This window comes from Bacillus sp. FSL W8-0848 (assembly GCF_038007805.1).
In the GTDB taxonomy this organism is placed as follows: domain Bacteria; phylum Bacillota; class Bacilli; order Bacillales; family Bacillaceae; genus Bacillus; species Bacillus glycinifermentans.
This window is the reverse complement of sequence record NZ_JBBOYB010000001.1, coordinates 380,314-399,572: the sequence shown is the minus strand read 5'-3', so window position 1 is coordinate 399,572 and position 19,259 is coordinate 380,314. Positions and strand designations below refer to the sequence as shown.

Genomic DNA, 19,259 nt, shown 5'->3' with positions numbered 1-19,259 from the left:
CGAAACGCTTCAAGGCGATTGGGAAATAAAAGGAGACAAGCTTTACAAAGGCGCAACCCTTATCAACGGCAATGAAGAGATCGTTGACAAAATCGGAAAAGACACCGAAGATACGGTCACCATCTTCCAAAACGATACACGCGTCTCTACAAATGTGATGAAAGACGGAAAACGGGCTGTCGGAACCCAAGTGTCGGCAGAGGTTGCAGACGTCGTTCTGAAAGAAGGAAAAAATTATTACGGAAAGGCTGAAGTCGCAGGAAAACTGTTTCAAACCGCTTATATGCCGATCAAGGACCGGGAGGGGCACATCATCGGCATCTTCTATACAGGAGCCAGCCAGGAGCTGATCACAAGCACTCTTCAATCCTTTTTGGGGATTTTCGCTATAGCCCTCGGCATTTCAGTAGCGATCTCCATTCTGCTTGTCATCCTGTTTACCAAAAGGATCAACAGACGGCTTAAAAAGCTGACGCACGCATTTGAACGGGCAGGCCAAGGCGATTTAACGTCCGAACTCGAAGACCTTTCAACCGACGAACTCGGTGATTTATCAAACCATTTTAATCAAATGAACACCAATTTAAATCATTTGATGAAGAACTTTTCACAATCATCGCACAAGGTAGCGGCAGCATCCGATCAGCTGACGTGTGGCGCTGAGGAAACGAGCAGGGCTTCAGAAAAAATCACGGAAGCCATTCAGCAAGTCGCAAGTTCGTCTGAAATGCAGACTTCCGGAATCCTCAGCAGCGAGCAGGCGATCGAGGAAGTGTCGGGAGACATTCAAAAAATTTCCGAAAACGCACGGGTGCTCTCGGAAAAAAGTCAATACGCGAAAGATAAGGCGCGGCAGGGAGGAAAGGACATTTCTGAAACGATGCAGCAAATCCACACGATGCATCAATCCGTCCATGAGAGCGGTGAAATTATTGAACTGCTGAACACCAGGTCAAATGAGATCGGCAGCATTTCCAACGCGATTACCCAAATCGCTGATCAAACCAACCTGCTCGCTTTAAATGCCTCAATCGAAGCAGCAAGAGCAGGGGAACACGGAAAAGGATTTGCAGTCGTGGCCGATGAAGTCCGAAAGCTTGCAGAAGAGTCCCAGCACTCGGCAAGCCAAATTTCCCATCTTATATCAGGAATTCAGTCGGAAATTGGGAGCACAACCGATTCGATACAAGGAGTAAAAGAGGAAGCGGTTAACGGCGTGAAAATGATCGAAAGAAACAAAAAGACATTTGAAGAGATTGTCGGTTTAATGGAGGAGTTCAGCAGCAGAATCGATGAGCTGTCATCTTCCGCACAGCACATATCCGGAAACATCCAGGGCATTACGGCGTCGTTTGCCGATATTTCAAAAGAAGTCAGGGAAACCTCCGAACATTCCCGGCAAGTCGCAGGTCTTACGGAAGAACAATTTGCCGCGATGGAAGAGGTGACAGCCTCTGCAAACGAGCTTGCAAAATTGGCCGATGATCTGCACCGCCTTATCGGAGAAGTGAAGATGAAATAAACCGAAGCTGCCGGTCAACCGGCAGCTTTATTTGATTGTACATTGAGAAAAATATTCACGCAGCTTCCGGGTATCCTGGTTACTGTCGGCAAGGCCGATGTACCCGTCCGGCCGGACAAGGTAGAGGGCGTCCTTCAGAAGCCCCGCCTTATGGCAGGCCCGGCTCCACTGAAATTCGCGCAGGGCCAGTTTAAGATTTTTAGCCGTTTCACGCAATCCCTCACTCGCCTTGCCATATATGTGAATCTGCCAGTCGGCGGTTTTTAGAGGCGCAAAGTTGTCTATCTCTTCAACCCATGGCAAACGATCCCCTCCGTGAAGCTTTCCGGCCTTTCCCATACTCAAAAAACTGTCCCGATAATGTATGCGGATTTGCGATACGGTGTTGAATGCAGCATTTTTCACCGGCCGAAACCCAAGGAGAAACGGCGCAGCATAAGGCATCAGCACGGTCCGGACAAGCCTTCCGGCGGGATGTCGGCCGATGATCGCCTGAAAGGCCTTGTCTGTCGTGTTTACGAGAAGCCTGGCAAAAGCAATCCGTTCCGTTTCATAGCTGTCCAAAACGGCTTCATCGGCTCGTCTGTGAAACACCGAGGCCAGCTTCCAGGCTAAATTAACGGCGTCACCGATGCCTGTATTCATTCCCTGGCCGCCGACCGGACTATGAATATGGCCCGCATCCCCCAAAATAAAAATGCGTCCTTTGCGGAAATTTTCAGCCACCCGATGATGAACGCGGTATGTTGAAAACCAGTTCACACCGTGCACCTTGACTTTCAGCAGCCTTTCTATGAAGGGAGCAATATCTTCAAATGCAACCCTTCCCCGGCCTTCCTGAACGGACGGCACGATCCCGATGAACCGGTTCAATCCAGTGTTCCTGACGGGGAAAACGATACAAAATTCATCTTCACCAAGGCACACATTCAAATCTGTAGTTGAAGCAGCTTCGCCCGACGCTTCCGCATCGGCAACATAAAAGGTATGATCATACGTGCCTCCCTGAAAATCCAAATCCAAGCCGCGCCGAACGGTGCTGTGTGCGCCGTCGCACCCCAACAGATAAGAGGTCTCAACGATTTCCGTCTGATCTTTTTTCTTTAGCTCCACCGCAACATACCCGCCTTTATCAACAAAAGAAACGAGTTCTGTCTCCCATTCGACTCCGATTCCTTCCGCTTTAAGCTTTTCAAGCAGAAAGCGTTCGTGTTCATCCTGCGGAAAACTGAGTGCAAAAGGATAAGGGCTTAAACCTTCCCCGATATCCCCAAGCTTGAAATGCCCTTTTTCTTTCCCCTTCCTGCGAATGTGGACCCGGTTGACCGTGATGCCTTTTTTGACCGCTTCATCGGCAATATCAAGCTGGCGGTAAAATTCAAGCGTGCGGGCATGAACAACCATAGCCCGGGACGTCCGGCCCGGTCCTGAATTCTTATCGATGATGCGAAACGGCACACCCTGCCTTGCAAGACAGAGCGCGAGCACCAATCCCGTCGGTCCTGCTCCGATGATCAAAATTGAATTCATTGGCGACCATCCCTTTTGATTACAGATTTTCTTTTATCACCAGCCCGGGAGACAGGTTGGACTCCAGATCGGCGATGATATCCACGGCGCTATTATACGGAGGATCAATCTGCAGCATTTTGCGCAAAACGGCTTTCAGCCCTGCGGAAATACAAAGCTCCTCTTCCCAGCTTTTTTCTTCCTTTGTCTTTGGTATATACCCTGAATACAGAAGAAAAAGCGCAAAATGCCCCAACGCGTAAAAATCGCTTTTTACCGAAACCGACCGCATCAGCTTTTTCTCCGGATGCCGGTAAACCGTCTCCCCGGCCTCAGTCAAGCTGCAGGCAAGCCCGTAATCGATGATGCGGATGCCTTCTTTCGATTCAAGAATATTTGGGATTCTCAGGTCGCGGTGAATCATCCCGCGGGCATGAATAGAAGAAACGATTCGAAGCACCTCAAGCAATACCAAGACAGTTTCCCGTTCATCGAAGATGCGTCCTTCATCAAAAATCAAATCTTCAAACGTTTTTCCGTCTATATATTCCATCACGATAAAGCACTTCCGTCCGCTGTCGAGCACATCATACAAGCGGGGCGCAGCTGGAGAGCCCAGTGTTCGCAGAATCTCCGCTTCCCTGTCAAAGGACTTTCGGCCGTCGGATGTCCAGGACTTTGTTCTTCGCAGCTGCTTGACGACACAAGGTCCGGACCCGTCAAGCCTTTCGGCAAGATATGTGATGCCGTAGCTTCCCATCCCGAGAACATCTTTGATTCGATATTGTCCGGAGATCTCCGTCCCTTTACTTAACGGGCGGTCAAACACCCATCTCAGGATCGTTTTCACGTCAGATCAGCTGCTGTAAAAACGATGATGCTTTCGTTTATAGTGATGGTGCCCATGGCCCTTTTTCCGATAATCGCTGCTGCTGTATTTTTTGTATGGGCGCTTTCCGTAATCGCTGCTGCTGTATCGGCGGTAACCGCTGTTTTTCAATGAATTCAACAATTTGCGTAGCAATTCAATCACTCCTTATCCGGTTATTTTATAACATTCGTTCGGCAAACTTTTCTATAGGGGTTTTCTTCGTTATGAGAAAATTAGATTTTTCATTTTAAATACCTTCTTTTCTCTTAAAGAAATTTTGAATTCAACGGAGATTGTGTCAACATTAATAAATTTTAGAATAGAAAAACGCACTTGTCCGTCCTTTATTTTTGGTGATCTTCAGGATCATATTGCTGCAGAGGCGAAAAAAGGCGCTGGCTCCGTCCAGCGCCCATTCCTTACAGCTTCTCTCCGTTTGACCTAATCACGTCTTGATACCAATAAAAGCTTTTCTTTTTGATCCGTTTTAAATCCCTGGCGTTTTCTTCATCGCGGTTCACGTAGACAAATCCATATCTCTTTTGATATCCGTTGAGCCAGTTCAATAAATCGGTAAACGACCAGCTGCAGTAGCCGATTAACTCGACTCCGTCATTCACCGCCTGTTTGCACTGTTCCAGATGTGCGCGTAAATACGCGATTCTGTAGTCGTCCTGAATCGTGCCGTCTTGCTCAACCTTGTCAAATTCGCCCAGTCCGTTTTCCGTAATAAAAACAGGCAGCTTGTAGCGGCTTGATATCCTGCGCAGACCGATTCTGAGACCGATTGGATCAATGGCCCAGTCCCAATTGGACGTCTCTACATGAGGATTTCTTTTTGTCTTATATAAACCCGGAATACCCGTTTCCTGATTGCTGCCTTTTTGACCTGTGGTGTTCATTTTCCCTTCTGACACACCGTCAAGAGGATTCATTTCATAAGTGATCGTCTGATAGTAGTTCACTCCGACAAAATCCGGTCTGCCTTTCGCCAGCAGCTCAAAATCCCCGTCCTTGACCGTCGGCGCCCATCCTTTTTCCTTCAAATATTGAAAAGGAATATCCGGATATGTTCCCCGGCAGTACACGTCAAGCCACCAATGATTCGTAAATTCCTCGGCGTTTTCGAAAGCGAGGATATCGCCCGGACGGCTGGACAGCGGATATGCCGGCGAATAGGCAAAGCTGGGCCCGATTTTTCCGTCCGGAACGTATCGGCGGAACGAATCGATCGCCTTGGCATTAGCTAAAAACGCGTTATGATTCGCTTCATAAAACCGCTTTCTGTCCTTGACTCCCGGAGGGTGCATGGCCGTGATAAAACCATGGTTAAAGTTGTAATTTTGTTCATTAAGGGATACCCAATATTTCACCCTGTCCCCATAACGCTTGTATAGCGTCACACAATATGCGTCAAAGTCTTCGATGATCCGTCTGGATTCGAACCCCCCGTACTCTTCCATTAAAGCCTGGGGAAGATCCCAATGATAAAGCGTTAAAACAGGCTCGATACCGTGAGCCAGCAATTCGTCAATAAGCCTGTCATAAAACGCTAAACCCGCTTCATTGACCTCTCCCCTGCCTTGAGGAAAAATCCAGGGCCAGCTTACCGAGAATCGGTATGCTTTCAATCCCATTTCAGCCATCAAAGCAACATCTTCTGTAAACCGGTGATAATGGTCAACCGCAATATCTCCATTGCTGCCTTTAAACGTTTTTCCCGGAATTTTCGTGAATACGTCCCAAACCGAGGCGCCTTTGCCGTCCTCGTTCCAGGCTCCTTCCACTTGATAGGCGGCAGAAGCCGATCCCCATAAGAAATGTTTTGGAAATGATTTCAGATCCTGATGAATCATAATGGTTTCACTCCTGTTTCGATGTTTGCACTTTATCATATCGTATGAAACGCGTTTCACATCAAACATCTTCTGAAAACAATTCGGCAAGAAGCTTTTCGCGGTGCTGGAGGAAATATTTCGTTAACGTGTAGTGATCGGTATTCTCATAGCTTACTGCAGAGATGGCGTCACCGTCGAAGCTGAAAATCTCCGCATCCGGATAACCCAATAATATCGGGGAGTGGGAAGCGATGATGAACTGGGCTTCGTTATTGCGGGTCAAATCATGGATGATTTTTAAGAAAGCGAGCTGCCTCGCCGGTGATAGAGCGGCTTCAGGCTCATCGAGAAGGTAAATTCCTCTTTCGTTGAAGCGGTGCTTGAAAAGCGACAAAAAAGATTCGCCGTGAGACTGCTCGTGAAGGGACCGGCCTCCGTAATGGATGAAGCCTGTATTATCCACCTCTTCAAGATGAGTCGCAAAGTGATAGAAGGATTCCGCACGCAGAAAAAAACCGTTCGTTATTTTCGGAAGCCAGGAAAGTCTGAGATAGTCACCCAGGGAAGACTCCGATGCATGCACTTCATATGTATTATTCCTTCCCCCGCCGGCCGTGTTAAATTCGCATTTATACGCAATCGCTTCAAGCAGCGTCGATTTTCCCGATCCGTTTTCCCCGACAAAAAAAGTAACGCTTTTTTGAAATGTCAATTCTCTTAAATGTTTAATAGCCGGAATAGAAAAAGGATATTTTGAATCGTGAGGAATTTTTTCTTGAAGCAATGTCAGCTTTTTTAAAAACATAGGCATCACCTGTTTGAACTTTTACCATAACTGTATCATGTCTTCTATCAAAACGAAAAAAGAGGTTTGCGCCTTCAAGCACAAACCTCATCCATTCATATTTTGCGCCGCTGCGAGCGCTCTGCCGCATAAACCGGTCGGCAGGCACATCGGCTTCTGGTCGACGGGGCTTTTCATGATGCAGCACTCAAGTCCAAAAACGTCGCGAAACAAGGATGGTGTAAACACTTCTTCAGGCGCTCCTGCGCTGTATACCTTGCCGTCCAATATGCTGATTAAATAATCGGCGTATTGGGAAGCCTGGTTCAAATCGTGCAATACCATCACAATCGTGCGGCCGTGATCGCGGTTCAAGTGTTTTAACAGCTCCAAAACTTCTATTTGATGGGCAATATCCAAAAATGTCGTGGGTTCATCAAGCAAAAGCAAGTCCGTACCTTGCGCCAAAGACATTGAAATCCAAGCTCTTTGCCTTTGTCCGCCGGAAAGGGCGTCAAGCGTCCGACTTCGCAGCTCCGTCATCCCCGTCGCTTCTAAAGCCCAATCAACCATTTCATGGTCTTCTTTTGTATGCCTGGAAAGCAGTTTTTTATGAGGGTGTCTTCCGAAATAGCACAGCTCCTCAACGGTAAGCCCTTCCGGTGCTTGAGGCGATTGGGGCAAAATCGCCATTTTTTTCGCTATCTCTTTTGACGGCTGCCGGTGAATCTCTTTTCCGTCCAAATAAACAGAGCCGCTTTCAGGCGCCATGATCCTTGCAAGAGATTTCAATATGGTGGATTTTCCGCATCCGTTTGAGCCGATCAGAACGCTGATCTTGCCCTCCGGAATTTCCAAGTCAATCTCATTGATGATTCTCGATGTATCGTAAGAAAGGGTCAGCTTTTGCGCCGATAGTTTCACCTTCATCATCCTCCACTCACTTTTTTGCAGATTCAGCTTTTAATAAATATAGAAAATATGGAGCCCCTATGATGGCGGTCAATATGCCGGCCGGTATTTCCACAGGCGGCATCAATCCTCTGCCAAGGCTGTCGGCTGCCAGGAGGATAATCGAACCCGCAAGCCCTGAAGCGGGAAGCAGATATTTTGATTTTGTCCCGACAAGCCTTCTGGCAATGTGCGGAGCGATTAAACCGACAAATCCGATTGAACCGACAACTGCAACACAGCTGCCGGCAAGGCCGACAGCGACGAATATTAACATAAACCTGAGGCGCGCCGACCGTTCTCCCAAACCGTCGACAAGCTCATCACCGAGCGACATTAAATCAAGCTTGGCCGCCAGGAGAAAGAGAATGGGCAAAAATAATACAAGCCATGGAGCAAGGAGCCTGATCTCATCCCAGCTCCTCCCCCACAGACTCCCGGTGACCCAAATGAGGGCGGCATTCACATCCCCGGGGAACTTGACCATCATATATTGCATGCCGGCGTGGCAGATCGCACCCAATGCGATACCGACTAACGCGATCGTCGACGGCCGGGCATTTTTTTTGCGTACGAATACCATTAACAATACAGCAACAAGACCCGCCCCGGCAAATGCGGACAGAGGCAGGACAATGAGAGGCGCCGCAGGAAAAACCAGAATGACGACCATCGCCGACAAGCTGGCGCCCTTTGTTATTCCAATGACATCAGGTGAAGCAAGCGGATTTCTGATCACTCCCTGCAAAATCGCACCGGATACTCCGAGACCCGCTCCGGCAAGCACTGCCAGAATCACCCTTGCAAGCCGGTATTTCTGAATAATGAATTGATAGTCGCTGCTGATTCCAAACAGATTTTTGATCACATCGCCCGGTGCAATATAAAGCGCCCCGAAGCCTATGCTGATGATGACGCAGACGAGCATAACAAGAAAAAGAAGAATGACGATCATAAAAGGATGTTTGATATGAAGACTCTTTTTCATCTTGCATTCCTCTCTTTCCTCGCCAAATATAAGAAAAACGGGGTTCCGAGTATGGCGGTCACGATGCCGACCGGAGATTCATACGGAAATGCGATCCACCTTGCAAGCACATCAGCGTAGACGAGCAGGAGAGCTCCGAACAATGCGGAAAACGGGATGACGAATTTATAGTTCTCGCCAACCAGCTTTCGGACGATATGCGGAACAATCAGGCCGACAAACCCGATCGGGCCGGCAACGGCAACAGAAGATCCGGCCAAAATAAGAATGACCAGGCTGACGAGCATTTTGATCGCTTTTGTATTTTGCCCAAGCCCCTTTGCCGTTTCTTCTCCTAATCCAAGAATCGAAACCGCTCCCGAGCATATGACGGCGAGCCCGACGCCGACAAGCGCAAACGGCAATATGACCGTTACATCTTTCCAGTTGCTCCCGTCAATCGCACCGGTCATCCAGTACAGGACATCACCCGCTGATTCGTTCAGGATGATGATCCCCTGTGTGAATGAAGATAGAAAAAGGTGGACCGCCATGCCGGTCAGTGCAAGCTTAACCGGCGTCATTCCCCCTGAGGAAGAAAAAGAATAGACGATCAAGCCTCCTGCTGCCGCACCGACGAGAGCAAATCCGACGGAGGAAAAAGCGTTCAAATGGGGAAACAGCACAATCGACGCTATCACCGCCAATGATGCTCCCGCATTCACCCCGAACAGCTGCGGGGATGCAAGCGGATTTCTCGTCATTGCCTGCATCAAAGCTCCTGCTACCGCCAGATTGGCCCCGACAAAGACGGCGATGAGCGTCCTCGGGAGGCGGAGAGTCGTGATAATCAGCTGTTCCCTTGAGTGGTCCCACACTACAAGCGATTTCAAGGCATTGGCAAAGCTGATATGAGACGCCCCCACAGACAGGTTTAAACCGATGCCTAAAATAAATAAAATGAAAGCCGTTATCAAAATAAAAAGTCTGTTTGCTGAAACATTCAAATGGCCCACTTCCTTACAGAACCCTGTTGATAAAACAAGAAGAAGCAAGGAATGACTCCCGCTTCTTTTTGGTTTTGATTATTTGCCGTACACTTTTTGGATCAGGTCTTTTGACAGCTTTTCGCTTGAGCTGATTCCGCGGAATCTTGTCCAAAGATCGCGATCGGCGTTATATACTTGGCCGTTCTTCACCGCTTTAAGGTTTTTCCAGATCGGATTGCTTTTCCAGTCATCAACAATCGTATGTCCTTCGTTGCTTGATACGAAAAGAATATCCGGGTTGATTTCGCTCAATTGCTCCAGGCTGACATCTTTATACGCCTCTTTGGATTGCAGCGCGTGCTTGAACCCGAGAATTGCCATAATCTCTCCGTCATATGAGGATGACGTGTGGACGTTAAAAGAGTCGGTCCGGGCAACACCAAGCAGAATCGTGCGATTTTCTTTTTTCGGCAGTTTGCTTTTCAGGCTGTTCATTTGCTTCTGATGGTCTGCCAGGTCTTTTTTCCCCTCTTTTTCCTTATTAAGGGCTTTGGCGATCGTTTGAAATCCGTCAATTGTTTCCTGGTAAGTTGCCTCTCTGCTTTTCAGTACAATCGTAGGCGCGATGCCTTTTAGATCGCGGTACACGTTTTTGTGCCGTTCAGCATCGGCTATGATTAAATCGGGCTTTAGAGAACTGATGATTTCCAAATTCGGCTCGCTGCGGGTGCCGACAGAGGTATATTCAATCGGTTCGCCAACAAGCTTTTCAATCATGTCTTTTTTCTTGTCGTCTGCTATTCCAACGGGTTTCACACCCAATTTTGTCACTGCATCAACAAACGAATTCTCCAAAACGACAACCCTTTTGGGCGTACCGCTGATATGGGCTGTCCCAAGTTCATGCTTTATTTCTCTTCCTTCTCCTTGCGATGCTCCGCTGTTTTCTTTTTGGCCGGAGGAGCATCCGGATGCGATGATCAGCATCAACGCTAAAACGCCGAAAAGTACGGTTAATTTCCTGCTGTATTTCAACATCATTCTCTTCCTTTTCCGATTAATTTAAAATGAGAATCATTATCATATATAAAAAATATCTAATTTTTAAATAAAAATCTAGGTTTTTTTAATAAAAAAATTAAATTTAAAGCATTTTTTAAACAAGAAAATATAACCGGGCACAGCGGATCCCAATTTCCAACGCTTATACATTACGCCTGAAATAATGGACGGCCCAGATAACAGCCGCCCGTTTGAAAAAAGAATGAGATTATTTTTTGATATACCAGTAAAGGCTGCACATCTTTATCTTTTAAATCGGGCCATTTACCGGAACCATCGCCGTAAAAATCGTATGATTCAGCTGCCCTCCCGCATGCGGATACGCCTCATGTCCGTTGATCATACAAATATGTTTCAATCCTCCGTATATGGCCCAATATCTTTTTCATTTATTTTTTCCCAATACAAAATAACTTATTGCCTGTTTGCCTTCTATAGTGCTAATGTTTTCTTGACTACACGAATGGCAGGAGGATATTTCAGTGAAAAACGTTCGCATTTATACATTGGTTCTTATCGCAGCGGCATTCGCATTTTTAACCGCTGCGTGCAGCAGCACGACTCAAAACGGCCAAAAAACGGCCTGGGAGCAAATCAAGGAAAAAGGGAAAATCGTTGTGGCGACTTCGGGAACCCTTTACCCTACTTCATACCATGACACGGTTTCCGGCAAGGACAAGCTGACCGGCTATGAAGTTGAAGTCGTCCGCGAGGCGGCCAAGCGGCTCGGTTTGGATGTCGAATTTAAAGAAATGGGCTTTGACGGCATGCTGACAGCGGTCAACAGTGGACAGGCAGACGCTGCAGCCAATGATATTACAATGACAAAGGACCGCAAGAAAAAGTTCTTGTTCTCAACGCCTTATAAGTATTCATACGGTACGGCAATCGTCCGCAAGAAGGATTTATCAGGCATCCGCACACTTGATGACCTGAAAGGGAAAAAGGCGGCGGGAGCGGCAACGACCGTTTACATGGATATCGCCAGAAAATACGGGGCTGAAGAGGTTATTTACGACAATGCAACAAATGAACAATATTTAAAAGACGTGGCAAACGGCAGGACAGACGTTATTTTAAACGACTATTATCTGCAAAAGCTGGCGCTTAAGGCAATGCCTGATTTGGATTTGACGATTCACCCCGATCTTAAATATTACCCGCACCAGCAAGGGATGATCATCAAAAAAGGAAATACCGAACTAAAAGAACGGTTCGATCAAACGATAAAAGACATGCTGAAAGACGGAACGATTAAGAAGATTTCAAAACAATTCTTTGGCGGCGCCGATGTTTCAAAAAAACAGGATATCGACTTTACTGACGTCGATGTAGACAAATAGAGGAATGAGACGTGGGCTCGATTCAATGGGAATATATTTTCAATGCAGAATTAGCCGCTAAATCGTTTCCTTATGTCATGCAGGGCATATGGAATACGCTGCTGATTTCGTTTGCCAGTATGTTTTTCGGCCTGATTCTCGGCTTTTTCGTCGCGCTTGGCCGCATGTCCCGGTTCGCTTTGCTCAGATGGCCGGCAAAAGTCTATATCTCATTTATGAGAGGCGTCCCGATATTGGTCATTTTATTTATTCTTTACTTTGGTTTTCCGTACATCGGCATTCAGTTTCCGGCATTAACGGCTGCCTTGATCGGCTTTAGCGTCAACAGCGCCGGCTATATTGCCGAAATCATCCGTTCAGCCTTGTCTTCTGTTGACAGAGGCCAGTGGGACGCTGCAAAATCGATCGGATTTTCTTATTGGCAGACGATGCGGCACGTCATCGTCCCCCAATCGGTGAGAATCGCCCTGCCGCCGCTTACAAACGTGATGCTTGACCTTGTGAAAGCATCTTCCCTTGCGGCCATGATTACCGTACCTGAGCTGTTTCAACAGGCAAAAATCGTCGGCGGCCGGGAATTCGATTACATGACGATGTATATTTTAATTGCCTTGATTTACTGGGGGATTTGTTCGCTGATCGCTTTGTTTCAGGATTATTTGGAGAAGCGGACAGAAGTTTACCTGAAAAGGTAGAAAGAAAGCCGCCGGCCCAAAGCCGGCGGTTCTCTATCCTAAAAAGGAGGCGGTTTTATGAACAGAATCAGGTCAACCCATTTCCATGCAGAGGACCGTTATGTCATAAACAGAAACAAAGCGCAATACAAAACAGATCCTTCAGGACACTTTAGAGCCTCGTATACATATCGTAATGAAACAGATGAGACGGATCATATTCACATCTCGGTAATCTTCGAAGAATACTCTGAACCCGTCCAAACCTTTCAATTGACAGTACCTCCCCGTTCCTCAAAAAACACCCATATCAGTCTGAAAGATATTCCTTCAGGGAGCCGCATCGTCTATATCATCGCCCAGACATCCATATTCGATTTAAAAACTGAACAGGATGATTGGAACACCGAATATGCTGTTGTCTATTATTTTGATGATATCTTGCACGGCATCTTCCGGCCAGCTGGAGCGCCCGCCTTTCGTTCAACCCGTCCATCAGAAGAGAAGCAGCGGAGAACAGGGACGGCTGATTTATCTTTCTGACAGGAAAGGAAACCGGGTCAGAAGGTTAGATGATCAACATATGTATATTTCCTTGATCAATGAAGAGACATATAAACTAAAAGGATGCTTATATCATTTTCAAAATGGAGATTGGGAATCGTTTCAGATCAATCAGGATTCAGCTCGCGCATTTTCGTATGAGCTTGAGCCGGAATCTGTACAGACGTACCGAATCATCCTTAGCCAATACGGCTATTCGCGATTTTTTGCCACTGCTGTTATACCAACTGATGCGCTTCAGGATATTCCAATTACGCCCAGAATGGTTTCCCATTCCGAGCTGTATATCATTCCGTCCAAACCTTGCACATAAAAAAGAGCCCGCTCCGCATGCTTCTATAAAACATCTCCTCATTTTTCCACCCGTTTGTTACAATAAAATGGAAAAGGAGGTGATTTTTGATGAAACGTTTTTTGTCGGCAGCGATTTTGACACTGGTTTGCGGATTTTTCAGCTTTGGCGGCAGTGCCGCGGCTTACACATTCCCGCACAAATTAAACATTACGTTTACGGGATCGCATGTGGAACCTATTCCTTACAATGACTCTGACTCGCGAAACTGGAACATAGGTTATAAGTTTACGATTTTCAATGCGGAAAATTGCAAAACGACCATTAAAATCCAGATGATGCACCTGTCCGGCAGATTTATGAGTTTGAGTATAAAAGACTATGTCGGCAACTGGCCGGATCGAACAGCCCAAGACGTGATTACATCAATGCCCCGCACATACAGGCTGTATTTTGAAAATACGGAAGGCGAATGCAAAAACATTCGCATTAAGGGAACCTACGGCGCCGTTCCCGAAATTCTTGATTTTTCCGCTCTCAGCCAAAAATAGCTTTTTGAAGCAGCAAGCATCCGCCCCAGCCGCATAAACCGAACACGAAAGAAACGGCAAGCGGAAGCGCGGATTTTAAGCAGACAGCTACGATCAGGATAAGCGCTGCGGTTGCCGGAAGCCCCCACAGCACGCCTGCCGCAAATTGGCTTAAATGCTTCAGAGACTCTCCTTGGACCGAAAGCCAATATAAACTGAGCAGACTGACAAGCGGAAGTGCGGCGACGATTCCTCCGGTCTCCGGCGACCTTCTGGCGATTTCAGTAATAATGCCGATGACAACGGCAGAAACGGCAATTTTAACAATTAAAAACACGATTTTGCCCCCCGGCTTAATATGGAAAATGCCGTTTTCACCATTTCGGCCTCATCCTCATGTAAATGCTCAAGCACCTTTTTCAGCTTGTCCGGATCAAGCCGGGTATGCCGTTTTACGGCAGCTTCTCCTTCAGCCGTTAATATGACATAGACCTTTCGTTCATCCTTGGCGTCCCTCTTTTTTTCAACGAGCTTCTTCTGAATGAGCCGCTTCGCATGCTCAGATGCGGTATTGTGGGATACCCCCAAAAGGCTTGCCAAATCGCCGATTGTGGCGTACCTGTTTTTTTCGAGATGCTGCAGCAGACGGACGGCCTGGTGTGACAGCCCGTCTTGATGCTTATAGTGCAAACGGTAATAAATATCTGTCCAGTCTTTATTGATTGCTTCAATCACTTCGTTCATCAAATCACCACCCTTTTATATCTTACTATACGATATATTCTTTGATCAAGATATAAAATAGCACCCGGCAAATCTTCAGCCGGGTGCCTACATTTTCATTTTAAATGCTTTCTCAAAAACGCCAATTTTTCCGTTTGGAACGCCGGGATAAATTCGTGGCCAAAATAACGGTACACTTTCAGCTCTTTTTCAGTGTTTAGATGATTGTAGGCCGCAAAAACGGTCGATGGCGGCGTGATGGTGTCCACTAAGCCGATTGACATGAGAACGGGCGCCTTCACCGATTCGGCGAGATTCATAATATCAAAATATGACAGGGTGTTCATCGCTTTCCTCTCAATATCCGCGCTGCCGTTCCTTTTGAAAAAAGAGTTGATTTCCAGATACGGCTGGTCTATCGCTGTATCGATCGCCCTTTGGAAATTGCTTAAATACGGATATTCAGAAACGGCAGCTGCCGGAATATCAGACAATGCGGAAACCGCGATCGCCAGTCCGCCGCCTTGACTCGCGCCGATGACGCCGATCCGTTTTTCATCGACTTCGGCAAACCCTTTGACGACCTCGAGCGCCCTTACGGCATCGAGATACACGTATCTGTAATAATACGTTTTCGGGTCAAGGATGCCTTTTGTCATCCAGCCCGGCACGTGTCCGTGAGGGGAGCCGCTCGTATCTTCGCTGCCGTTCTGTCCACGGACAAGCATCCCGAATGCCGCATAGCCATGCAGCGCCCAGTTGACGATGTCATGAATGTCACCGTCATAGCTCGCGTTATAGCCGTGATACTTGACGATTGCAGGATGCGGGCCTTTGCGGCCGGGCACCGCATACCATCCTTTAATGTGCGCCCCGCCTATGCTCCGGTATGTCAGCCAGTACACATTCACGCCGTCTGCCGGGTAATCGTACCTTTCAAGCTGCGGTTCGGCTTTTTCTTTTGCAAGCTCCCCCAGCGATTCCTCCCAAAACTCTTGAAAATCGTCCAAAGCGGTTTTTTCTGGTTTATATTGGTATAACTGTTCTAATGGTAAATCATAAGGTTGCTGCACGACTCTCGTCCCCCCTTATCAATTGTAAGAATATTCTATCATAATATTCATCTTTCATTCACGAGAGAATGAAGCATAAAAAAAGGTGATGATGTTTCTGTCCGAAAAAAATCGTACAAACTGTCGCTGAGTCAAGGCCGATTGCATTCGTGACAACGGTCTTGTCTGTCAACGGAGCGGTGAATGCCGCACCGTTCAGTTTTTTTAACGCAATCTGCATCCGTCAGACTTTAAAACAAGGATGCCGTGAAATCGAGTGAATTTGTCGTTCATATGGACGATGAGGATATGGTTTGAGACATGAAATCAGACCGCCGCTTCTCTGCCTGCACATCGTGTGGCTGTTCCCGCCATCCGGGCAGCGCGGCGGACGGGCCAAACCTGTCCGCATTCAGCTTGCCTCATGGGAAGACAGCCCGCCAAATACACTCATATCCCTCCTCCATTACAGTTATGATATAATCCTAGTTTGAAATAAAAAATGCAGCCCTCGGAGGTTTTTTATGGCTTCACAGTTTCTGCAGCTCAATTCAATCTTTATCAGCATATTAATAGAAGCAATTCCGTTCGTATTGATCGGCGTTTTTATCTCTGGTTTGATTCAAATGTTTGTCACGGAAGAAATGATCGCAAAGGTCATTCCGAAAAACCGCTTTCTAGCTGTGCTGTTCGGCATATTCGCCGGCATGCTGTTTCCGGCTTGTGAATGCGGCATCGTTCCGATCGCCCGGCGCCTGCTTTTAAAGGGTGTGCCGCTTCACGCGGCGTCAGCTTTTATGCTGACGGCTCCAATCATCAATCCGATTGTATTGTTTTCGACGTTTATCGCTTTCGGAAACAAGTGGGATGTCGTTCTTTACCGCGGCGGGCTGGCGTTCGCTGCAGCCCTTATTACCGGAATTATCATTTCTTATCAATTTAAAGGAAATCAGCTTCTTGAAGGCGAGTCACACCATCACCACGGCCATTCCGGAAAGACATTTCTGAAAAAGCTGGGCGGCATGCTCAGCCATGCGGTTGATGAGTTTTTTTCAGTCGGAAAATATTTGATCATCGGGGCTTTTGTGGCGGCTGCGATGCAGACATATGTCAAAACATCGACGCTTCTTGCAATCGGACACAATGATATATCTTCATCGCTTGTGATGATGGGCTTGTCCTTTGTTTTGTCGCTTTGCTCACAGGTTGATGCCTTTATTGCGTCATCCTTCAGCAGCACGTTTTCTCTCAGCTCGCTCATCGCCTTTCTCGTGTTTGGAGCGATGGTCGATATCAAGAACCTGCTGATGATGCTCGGCACTTTTAAAAAGCGGTTTGTATTTGTGCTGATCGCCTATATCGCCGTTATCGTTCTGGCCGGATCACTTTTGGTGAAGGGGTGAGATCATGTTTCGTACATTCATTTTAATGTTTTTTACGTTTTTCTTTTTTCAGCTTCACGCCTCAGGCAATTTAACGAAATATATTAATATGAAATACGCGTATTTGTCGTATATCGGAATGTTTCTGCTTGCCATTTTGACGGCTGTTCAATTCTATCAGTATATAAAGGGGCAGGAAGGGGCGGATTGCGGTCATGACTGCGGGTGCGGACATGATCATGATCACGAAAAACATAAACCGTTCTTTAAAAGAATGTTTATTTACCTCGTATTCCTGTTTCCTTTATTTACCGGGCTTTTCCTGCCGGTGGCGACGCTTGACTCTACGATCGTGAAGTCGAAGGGCTTTTCCTTTAAGGCGATCGATCAGCCAGATCATTACGCCCAAACCCAGTATTTGCGCCCTGATACGAGCATTTACTACGGACAGGAAGACTATGACGAACTGATGGAGAAAGCCCTCAAGGATTATAAAGGGAAAAAACAGATATCGTTAACGGATCATGATTTTCTAAAAGGCATGGAGACGATCTATAATTATCCTGGGGAATTTCTCGGCAAAACGATTGATTTCAACGGTTTTGCATTTAAAGGGGAATCGATCAATAAGCGGCAGCTTTTCGTTCTCCGCTTCGGAATCATCCACTGCATCGCCGATTCGGGCGTCTACGGCATGCTGGTGGAATTCCCTGATGATATAAAGGCAAAAAATGACCAATGGATACATGTGAAAGGAACGTTGTCATCCGAATACTATCAGCCATTTAAATCCGTCATTCCCGTTTTAAAGGTAAAAAGCTGGTCCAACATCAAAAAGCCGAAAGATCCTTACGTATACAGAACATACTAAAGAAAGCCGGTGCAGCATGTACCGGCTCTTTCTGTCTCTGCCGGAATTGCCTAAGATTTATATCCGGCTTTTTTCATCAGCATCAGATCGATGAACAATTGGCATCTCGTATGAAAATCGTTCAGATCGATCGAGGTCATGTCCAATATTTGCTTAATGCGGTAGTTTAGCGTGTTCTGGTGGATAAACAGCTGTTCTGCGGATTGTTTGACTTTGCAATTGTTCACAAGATAGATTTCGAGCGTTCTTAAAAATTCGGTTTGGCTCTCTTTATCTTTTTCCTTCAAAAGGAGCAGATCGGGATTCGAATAGTGGAGCTGGTCGTTTTTTGCGGCGATTTGGTCAAGGTATCTGAAAAGTCCGAGCTTTTGATATTCATAGGGAATATGCTCCTGGCTTCCGGTGATTTCCGCAGCTTTTGTGACTTGCAGAGCTTCCCTGTAGCTTTTGCCGAGAAAGAGCGGACTGCTGTATTCGTTGCCGACTCCGATGAATATAGGCGGCAGCGTTTGTGAGCGCAAATGGGTTAAAAGCCGGTTGATCAGCTCTGATGATGCGGCAAGGGCGGAACGTTTGCGTGACACGCTGCCGACGATGATCGCGATGTTGGAATGATCCTCCACCACATGGCTGATGTTGTCTTTCAGATTCAAATAGGACCTGATCGTTTCTTTCAAATCGTCGAGCAGCTCGTTCTCCCCGTCAATGACTTGAAGAACCATCACGGTAAACACGGAAGGCAGTGCAACATTGGCTTTGTCAGCCGCGGCCTTAAGCTCTTTTTCCGTTTGAAACTGTTCGTGGAGCGCCTGCCTGTAGAGCTCTTCCGCCTGCTCCTCTTTTTCCTGCTTCAGCCGTTTCTGTCTGTAAATGATCTTTCCGACATGAAAGGAAGCTTGATATAGAAAGTCGAGTTCTTCATCAGACAGCTCGTTTTCGATCTCCTGAATCCAAATGTAGCCCATAATCTCGTTTTTATGTTTGGCGCTGACGACCACCCGCTGATTCAGTCCGATCTCTTCAATCTGCTTCACCCGAAAAGGAGTCGGAATGGTTTTCAATTGATCTATGATCCCTTCTTCGACAAATTTCTCAAAAATCGAAAGCGGACATTTTTTGGAGAAAATCGTTTGTTGATTCGCTGCGTCAAAGTGGTTAATGTAATACGAATTATAAGCTAATAGGAAAAAATCCGCGCTTTCCAGTATGACCGGTTTTTTCAGCTCATCGCTGATAAAATCAATGATCTGGTTGATGTCTGAAAGAGAAACAACTTGTTCTAATAGCTCTTCCATATCCTTTCTCCTACCCGTTTTTAACTTAATCATACTTCTC

Annotated in this window: 21 protein-coding genes; 8 read left to right on the top strand and 13 right to left on the bottom strand. The window is 46.8% G+C overall.

Annotation, left to right across the window (positions count from 1 at the left end; genetic code table 11):
• Window positions 1-25 precede the first annotated feature (25 nt).
• Complete coding sequence (locus NSQ39_RS02205; RefSeq protein ID WP_373688001.1) at window positions 26-1,522, top strand: methyl-accepting chemotaxis protein; 1,497 nt, start codon at window positions 26-28, stop codon at window positions 1,520-1,522.
• 27 nt (window positions 1,523-1,549) lie between these two features.
• Here the strand turns inward: NSQ39_RS02205 and NSQ39_RS02200 are convergent, their stop codons facing one another.
• From NSQ39_RS02200 to NSQ39_RS02160, 9 genes are all read right to left on the bottom strand, one after another.
• Window positions 1,550-3,052, bottom strand: coding sequence for an FAD-dependent monooxygenase (locus NSQ39_RS02200; RefSeq protein WP_175075218.1), 1,503 nt, complete (start codon window positions 3,050-3,052; stop codon window positions 1,550-1,552).
• A 19-nt stretch (window positions 3,053-3,071) separates the two neighbouring features.
• Window positions 3,072-3,881 (bottom strand): serine/threonine protein kinase, encoded by an 810-nt coding sequence (locus NSQ39_RS02195; protein ID WP_175075219.1) that lies wholly within the window; start codon window positions 3,879-3,881, stop codon window positions 3,072-3,074.
• A gap of 6 nt (window positions 3,882-3,887) precedes the next feature.
• On the bottom strand, window positions 3,888-4,055 hold the full coding sequence (locus tag NSQ39_RS02190) for a hypothetical protein (protein WP_172796304.1): 168 nt from the start codon (window positions 4,053-4,055) through the stop codon (window positions 3,888-3,890).
• A 266-nt stretch (window positions 4,056-4,321) separates the two neighbouring features.
• Window positions 4,322-5,758, bottom strand: coding sequence for a glycoside hydrolase family 1 protein (locus NSQ39_RS02185; protein ID WP_175075220.1), 1,437 nt, complete (start codon window positions 5,756-5,758; stop codon window positions 4,322-4,324).
• A 61-nt stretch (window positions 5,759-5,819) separates the two neighbouring features.
• Window positions 5,820-6,545: an AAA family ATPase gene (locus tag NSQ39_RS02180; RefSeq protein ID WP_175075221.1), complete on the bottom strand. Its 726-nt coding sequence runs from the start codon at window positions 6,543-6,545 to the stop codon at window positions 5,820-5,822.
• Window positions 6,546-6,632: 87 nt separating this feature from the next.
• On the bottom strand, window positions 6,633-7,454 hold the full coding sequence (locus NSQ39_RS02175) for an ABC transporter ATP-binding protein (protein WP_175075378.1): 822 nt from the start codon (window positions 7,452-7,454) through the stop codon (window positions 6,633-6,635).
• Between the two features lie 10 nt (window positions 7,455-7,464).
• Window positions 7,465-8,463: a FecCD family ABC transporter permease gene (locus NSQ39_RS02170; protein WP_175075222.1), complete on the bottom strand. Its 999-nt coding sequence runs from the start codon at window positions 8,461-8,463 to the stop codon at window positions 7,465-7,467.
• Window positions 8,460-9,458, bottom strand: a complete 999-nt coding sequence (locus NSQ39_RS02165; protein ID WP_175075223.1) for a FecCD family ABC transporter permease — start codon at window positions 9,456-9,458, stop codon at window positions 8,460-8,462. The genes NSQ39_RS02170 and NSQ39_RS02165 overlap by 4 nt, the downstream gene beginning before the upstream one ends.
• A gap of 69 nt (window positions 9,459-9,527) precedes the next feature.
• Window positions 9,528-10,469, bottom strand: a complete 942-nt coding sequence (locus NSQ39_RS02160) for an ABC transporter substrate-binding protein (protein WP_175075224.1) — start codon at window positions 10,467-10,469, stop codon at window positions 9,528-9,530.
• 506 nt (window positions 10,470-10,975) lie between these two features.
• Here NSQ39_RS02160 and NSQ39_RS02155 point away from each other — a divergent pair.
• The 5 genes from NSQ39_RS02155 to NSQ39_RS02135 all read left to right on the top strand — a co-directional run bounded on the left by NSQ39_RS02155 (window position 10,976) and on the right by NSQ39_RS02135 (window position 13,917).
• A complete protein-coding gene (locus NSQ39_RS02155; protein ID WP_175075225.1) occupies window positions 10,976-11,836 on the top strand; it encodes a transporter substrate-binding domain-containing protein in 861 nt (286 codons plus the stop codon).
• Between the two features lie 11 nt (window positions 11,837-11,847).
• Entirely contained in the window at window positions 11,848-12,531 is a 684-nt protein-coding gene (locus NSQ39_RS02150; RefSeq protein ID WP_216898846.1) for an amino acid ABC transporter permease, read from the top strand.
• Window positions 12,532-12,588: 57 nt separating this feature from the next.
• Window positions 12,589-13,053 (top strand): hypothetical protein, encoded by a 465-nt coding sequence (locus NSQ39_RS02145; protein WP_175075227.1) that lies wholly within the window; start codon window positions 12,589-12,591, stop codon window positions 13,051-13,053.
• Between the two features lie 40 nt (window positions 13,054-13,093).
• Window positions 13,094-13,387 carry a hypothetical protein gene (locus tag NSQ39_RS02140; RefSeq protein WP_175075228.1) on the top strand — a complete coding sequence of 98 codons (294 nt, stop codon included), beginning with the start codon at window positions 13,094-13,096 and terminating at the stop codon, window positions 13,385-13,387.
• 89 nt (window positions 13,388-13,476) lie between these two features.
• Window positions 13,477-13,917 carry a hypothetical protein gene (locus NSQ39_RS02135; RefSeq protein WP_175075229.1) on the top strand — a complete coding sequence of 147 codons (441 nt, stop codon included), beginning with the start codon at window positions 13,477-13,479 and terminating at the stop codon, window positions 13,915-13,917.
• Here the strand turns inward: NSQ39_RS02135 and NSQ39_RS02130 are convergent.
• The 3 genes from NSQ39_RS02130 to NSQ39_RS02120 form a co-directional block, all read right to left on the bottom strand.
• Complete coding sequence (locus tag NSQ39_RS02130; RefSeq protein ID WP_175075230.1) at window positions 13,904-14,233, bottom strand: DUF3147 family protein; 330 nt, start codon at window positions 14,231-14,233, stop codon at window positions 13,904-13,906. The genes NSQ39_RS02135 and NSQ39_RS02130 overlap by 14 nt on opposite strands.
• Window positions 14,224-14,640: a MarR family winged helix-turn-helix transcriptional regulator gene (locus NSQ39_RS02125; protein WP_175075231.1), complete on the bottom strand. Its 417-nt coding sequence runs from the start codon at window positions 14,638-14,640 to the stop codon at window positions 14,224-14,226. The genes NSQ39_RS02130 and NSQ39_RS02125 overlap by 10 nt, the downstream gene beginning before the upstream one ends.
• Before the next feature lie 95 nt (window positions 14,641-14,735).
• Window positions 14,736-15,692, bottom strand: coding sequence for an acetylxylan esterase (locus NSQ39_RS02120; RefSeq protein ID WP_175075232.1), 957 nt, complete (start codon window positions 15,690-15,692; stop codon window positions 14,736-14,738).
• 503 nt (window positions 15,693-16,195) lie between these two features.
• On the opposite strand from NSQ39_RS02120, the gene NSQ39_RS02115 reads away from it, so the two are divergent.
• Window positions 16,196-17,074: a permease gene (locus NSQ39_RS02115; RefSeq protein ID WP_175075233.1), complete on the top strand. Its 879-nt coding sequence runs from the start codon at window positions 16,196-16,198 to the stop codon at window positions 17,072-17,074.
• Between the two features lie 4 nt (window positions 17,075-17,078).
• Window positions 17,079-17,924, top strand: coding sequence for a TIGR03943 family putative permease subunit (locus NSQ39_RS02110; RefSeq protein WP_175075234.1), 846 nt, complete (start codon window positions 17,079-17,081; stop codon window positions 17,922-17,924).
• A 50-nt stretch (window positions 17,925-17,974) separates the two neighbouring features.
• Here NSQ39_RS02110 and NSQ39_RS02105 read toward each other — a convergent pair whose 3' ends face one another.
• Window positions 17,975-19,219, bottom strand: a complete 1,245-nt coding sequence (locus tag NSQ39_RS02105; protein WP_046130900.1) for a PucR family transcriptional regulator — start codon at window positions 19,217-19,219, stop codon at window positions 17,975-17,977.
• Window positions 19,220-19,259 lie beyond the last annotated feature (40 nt).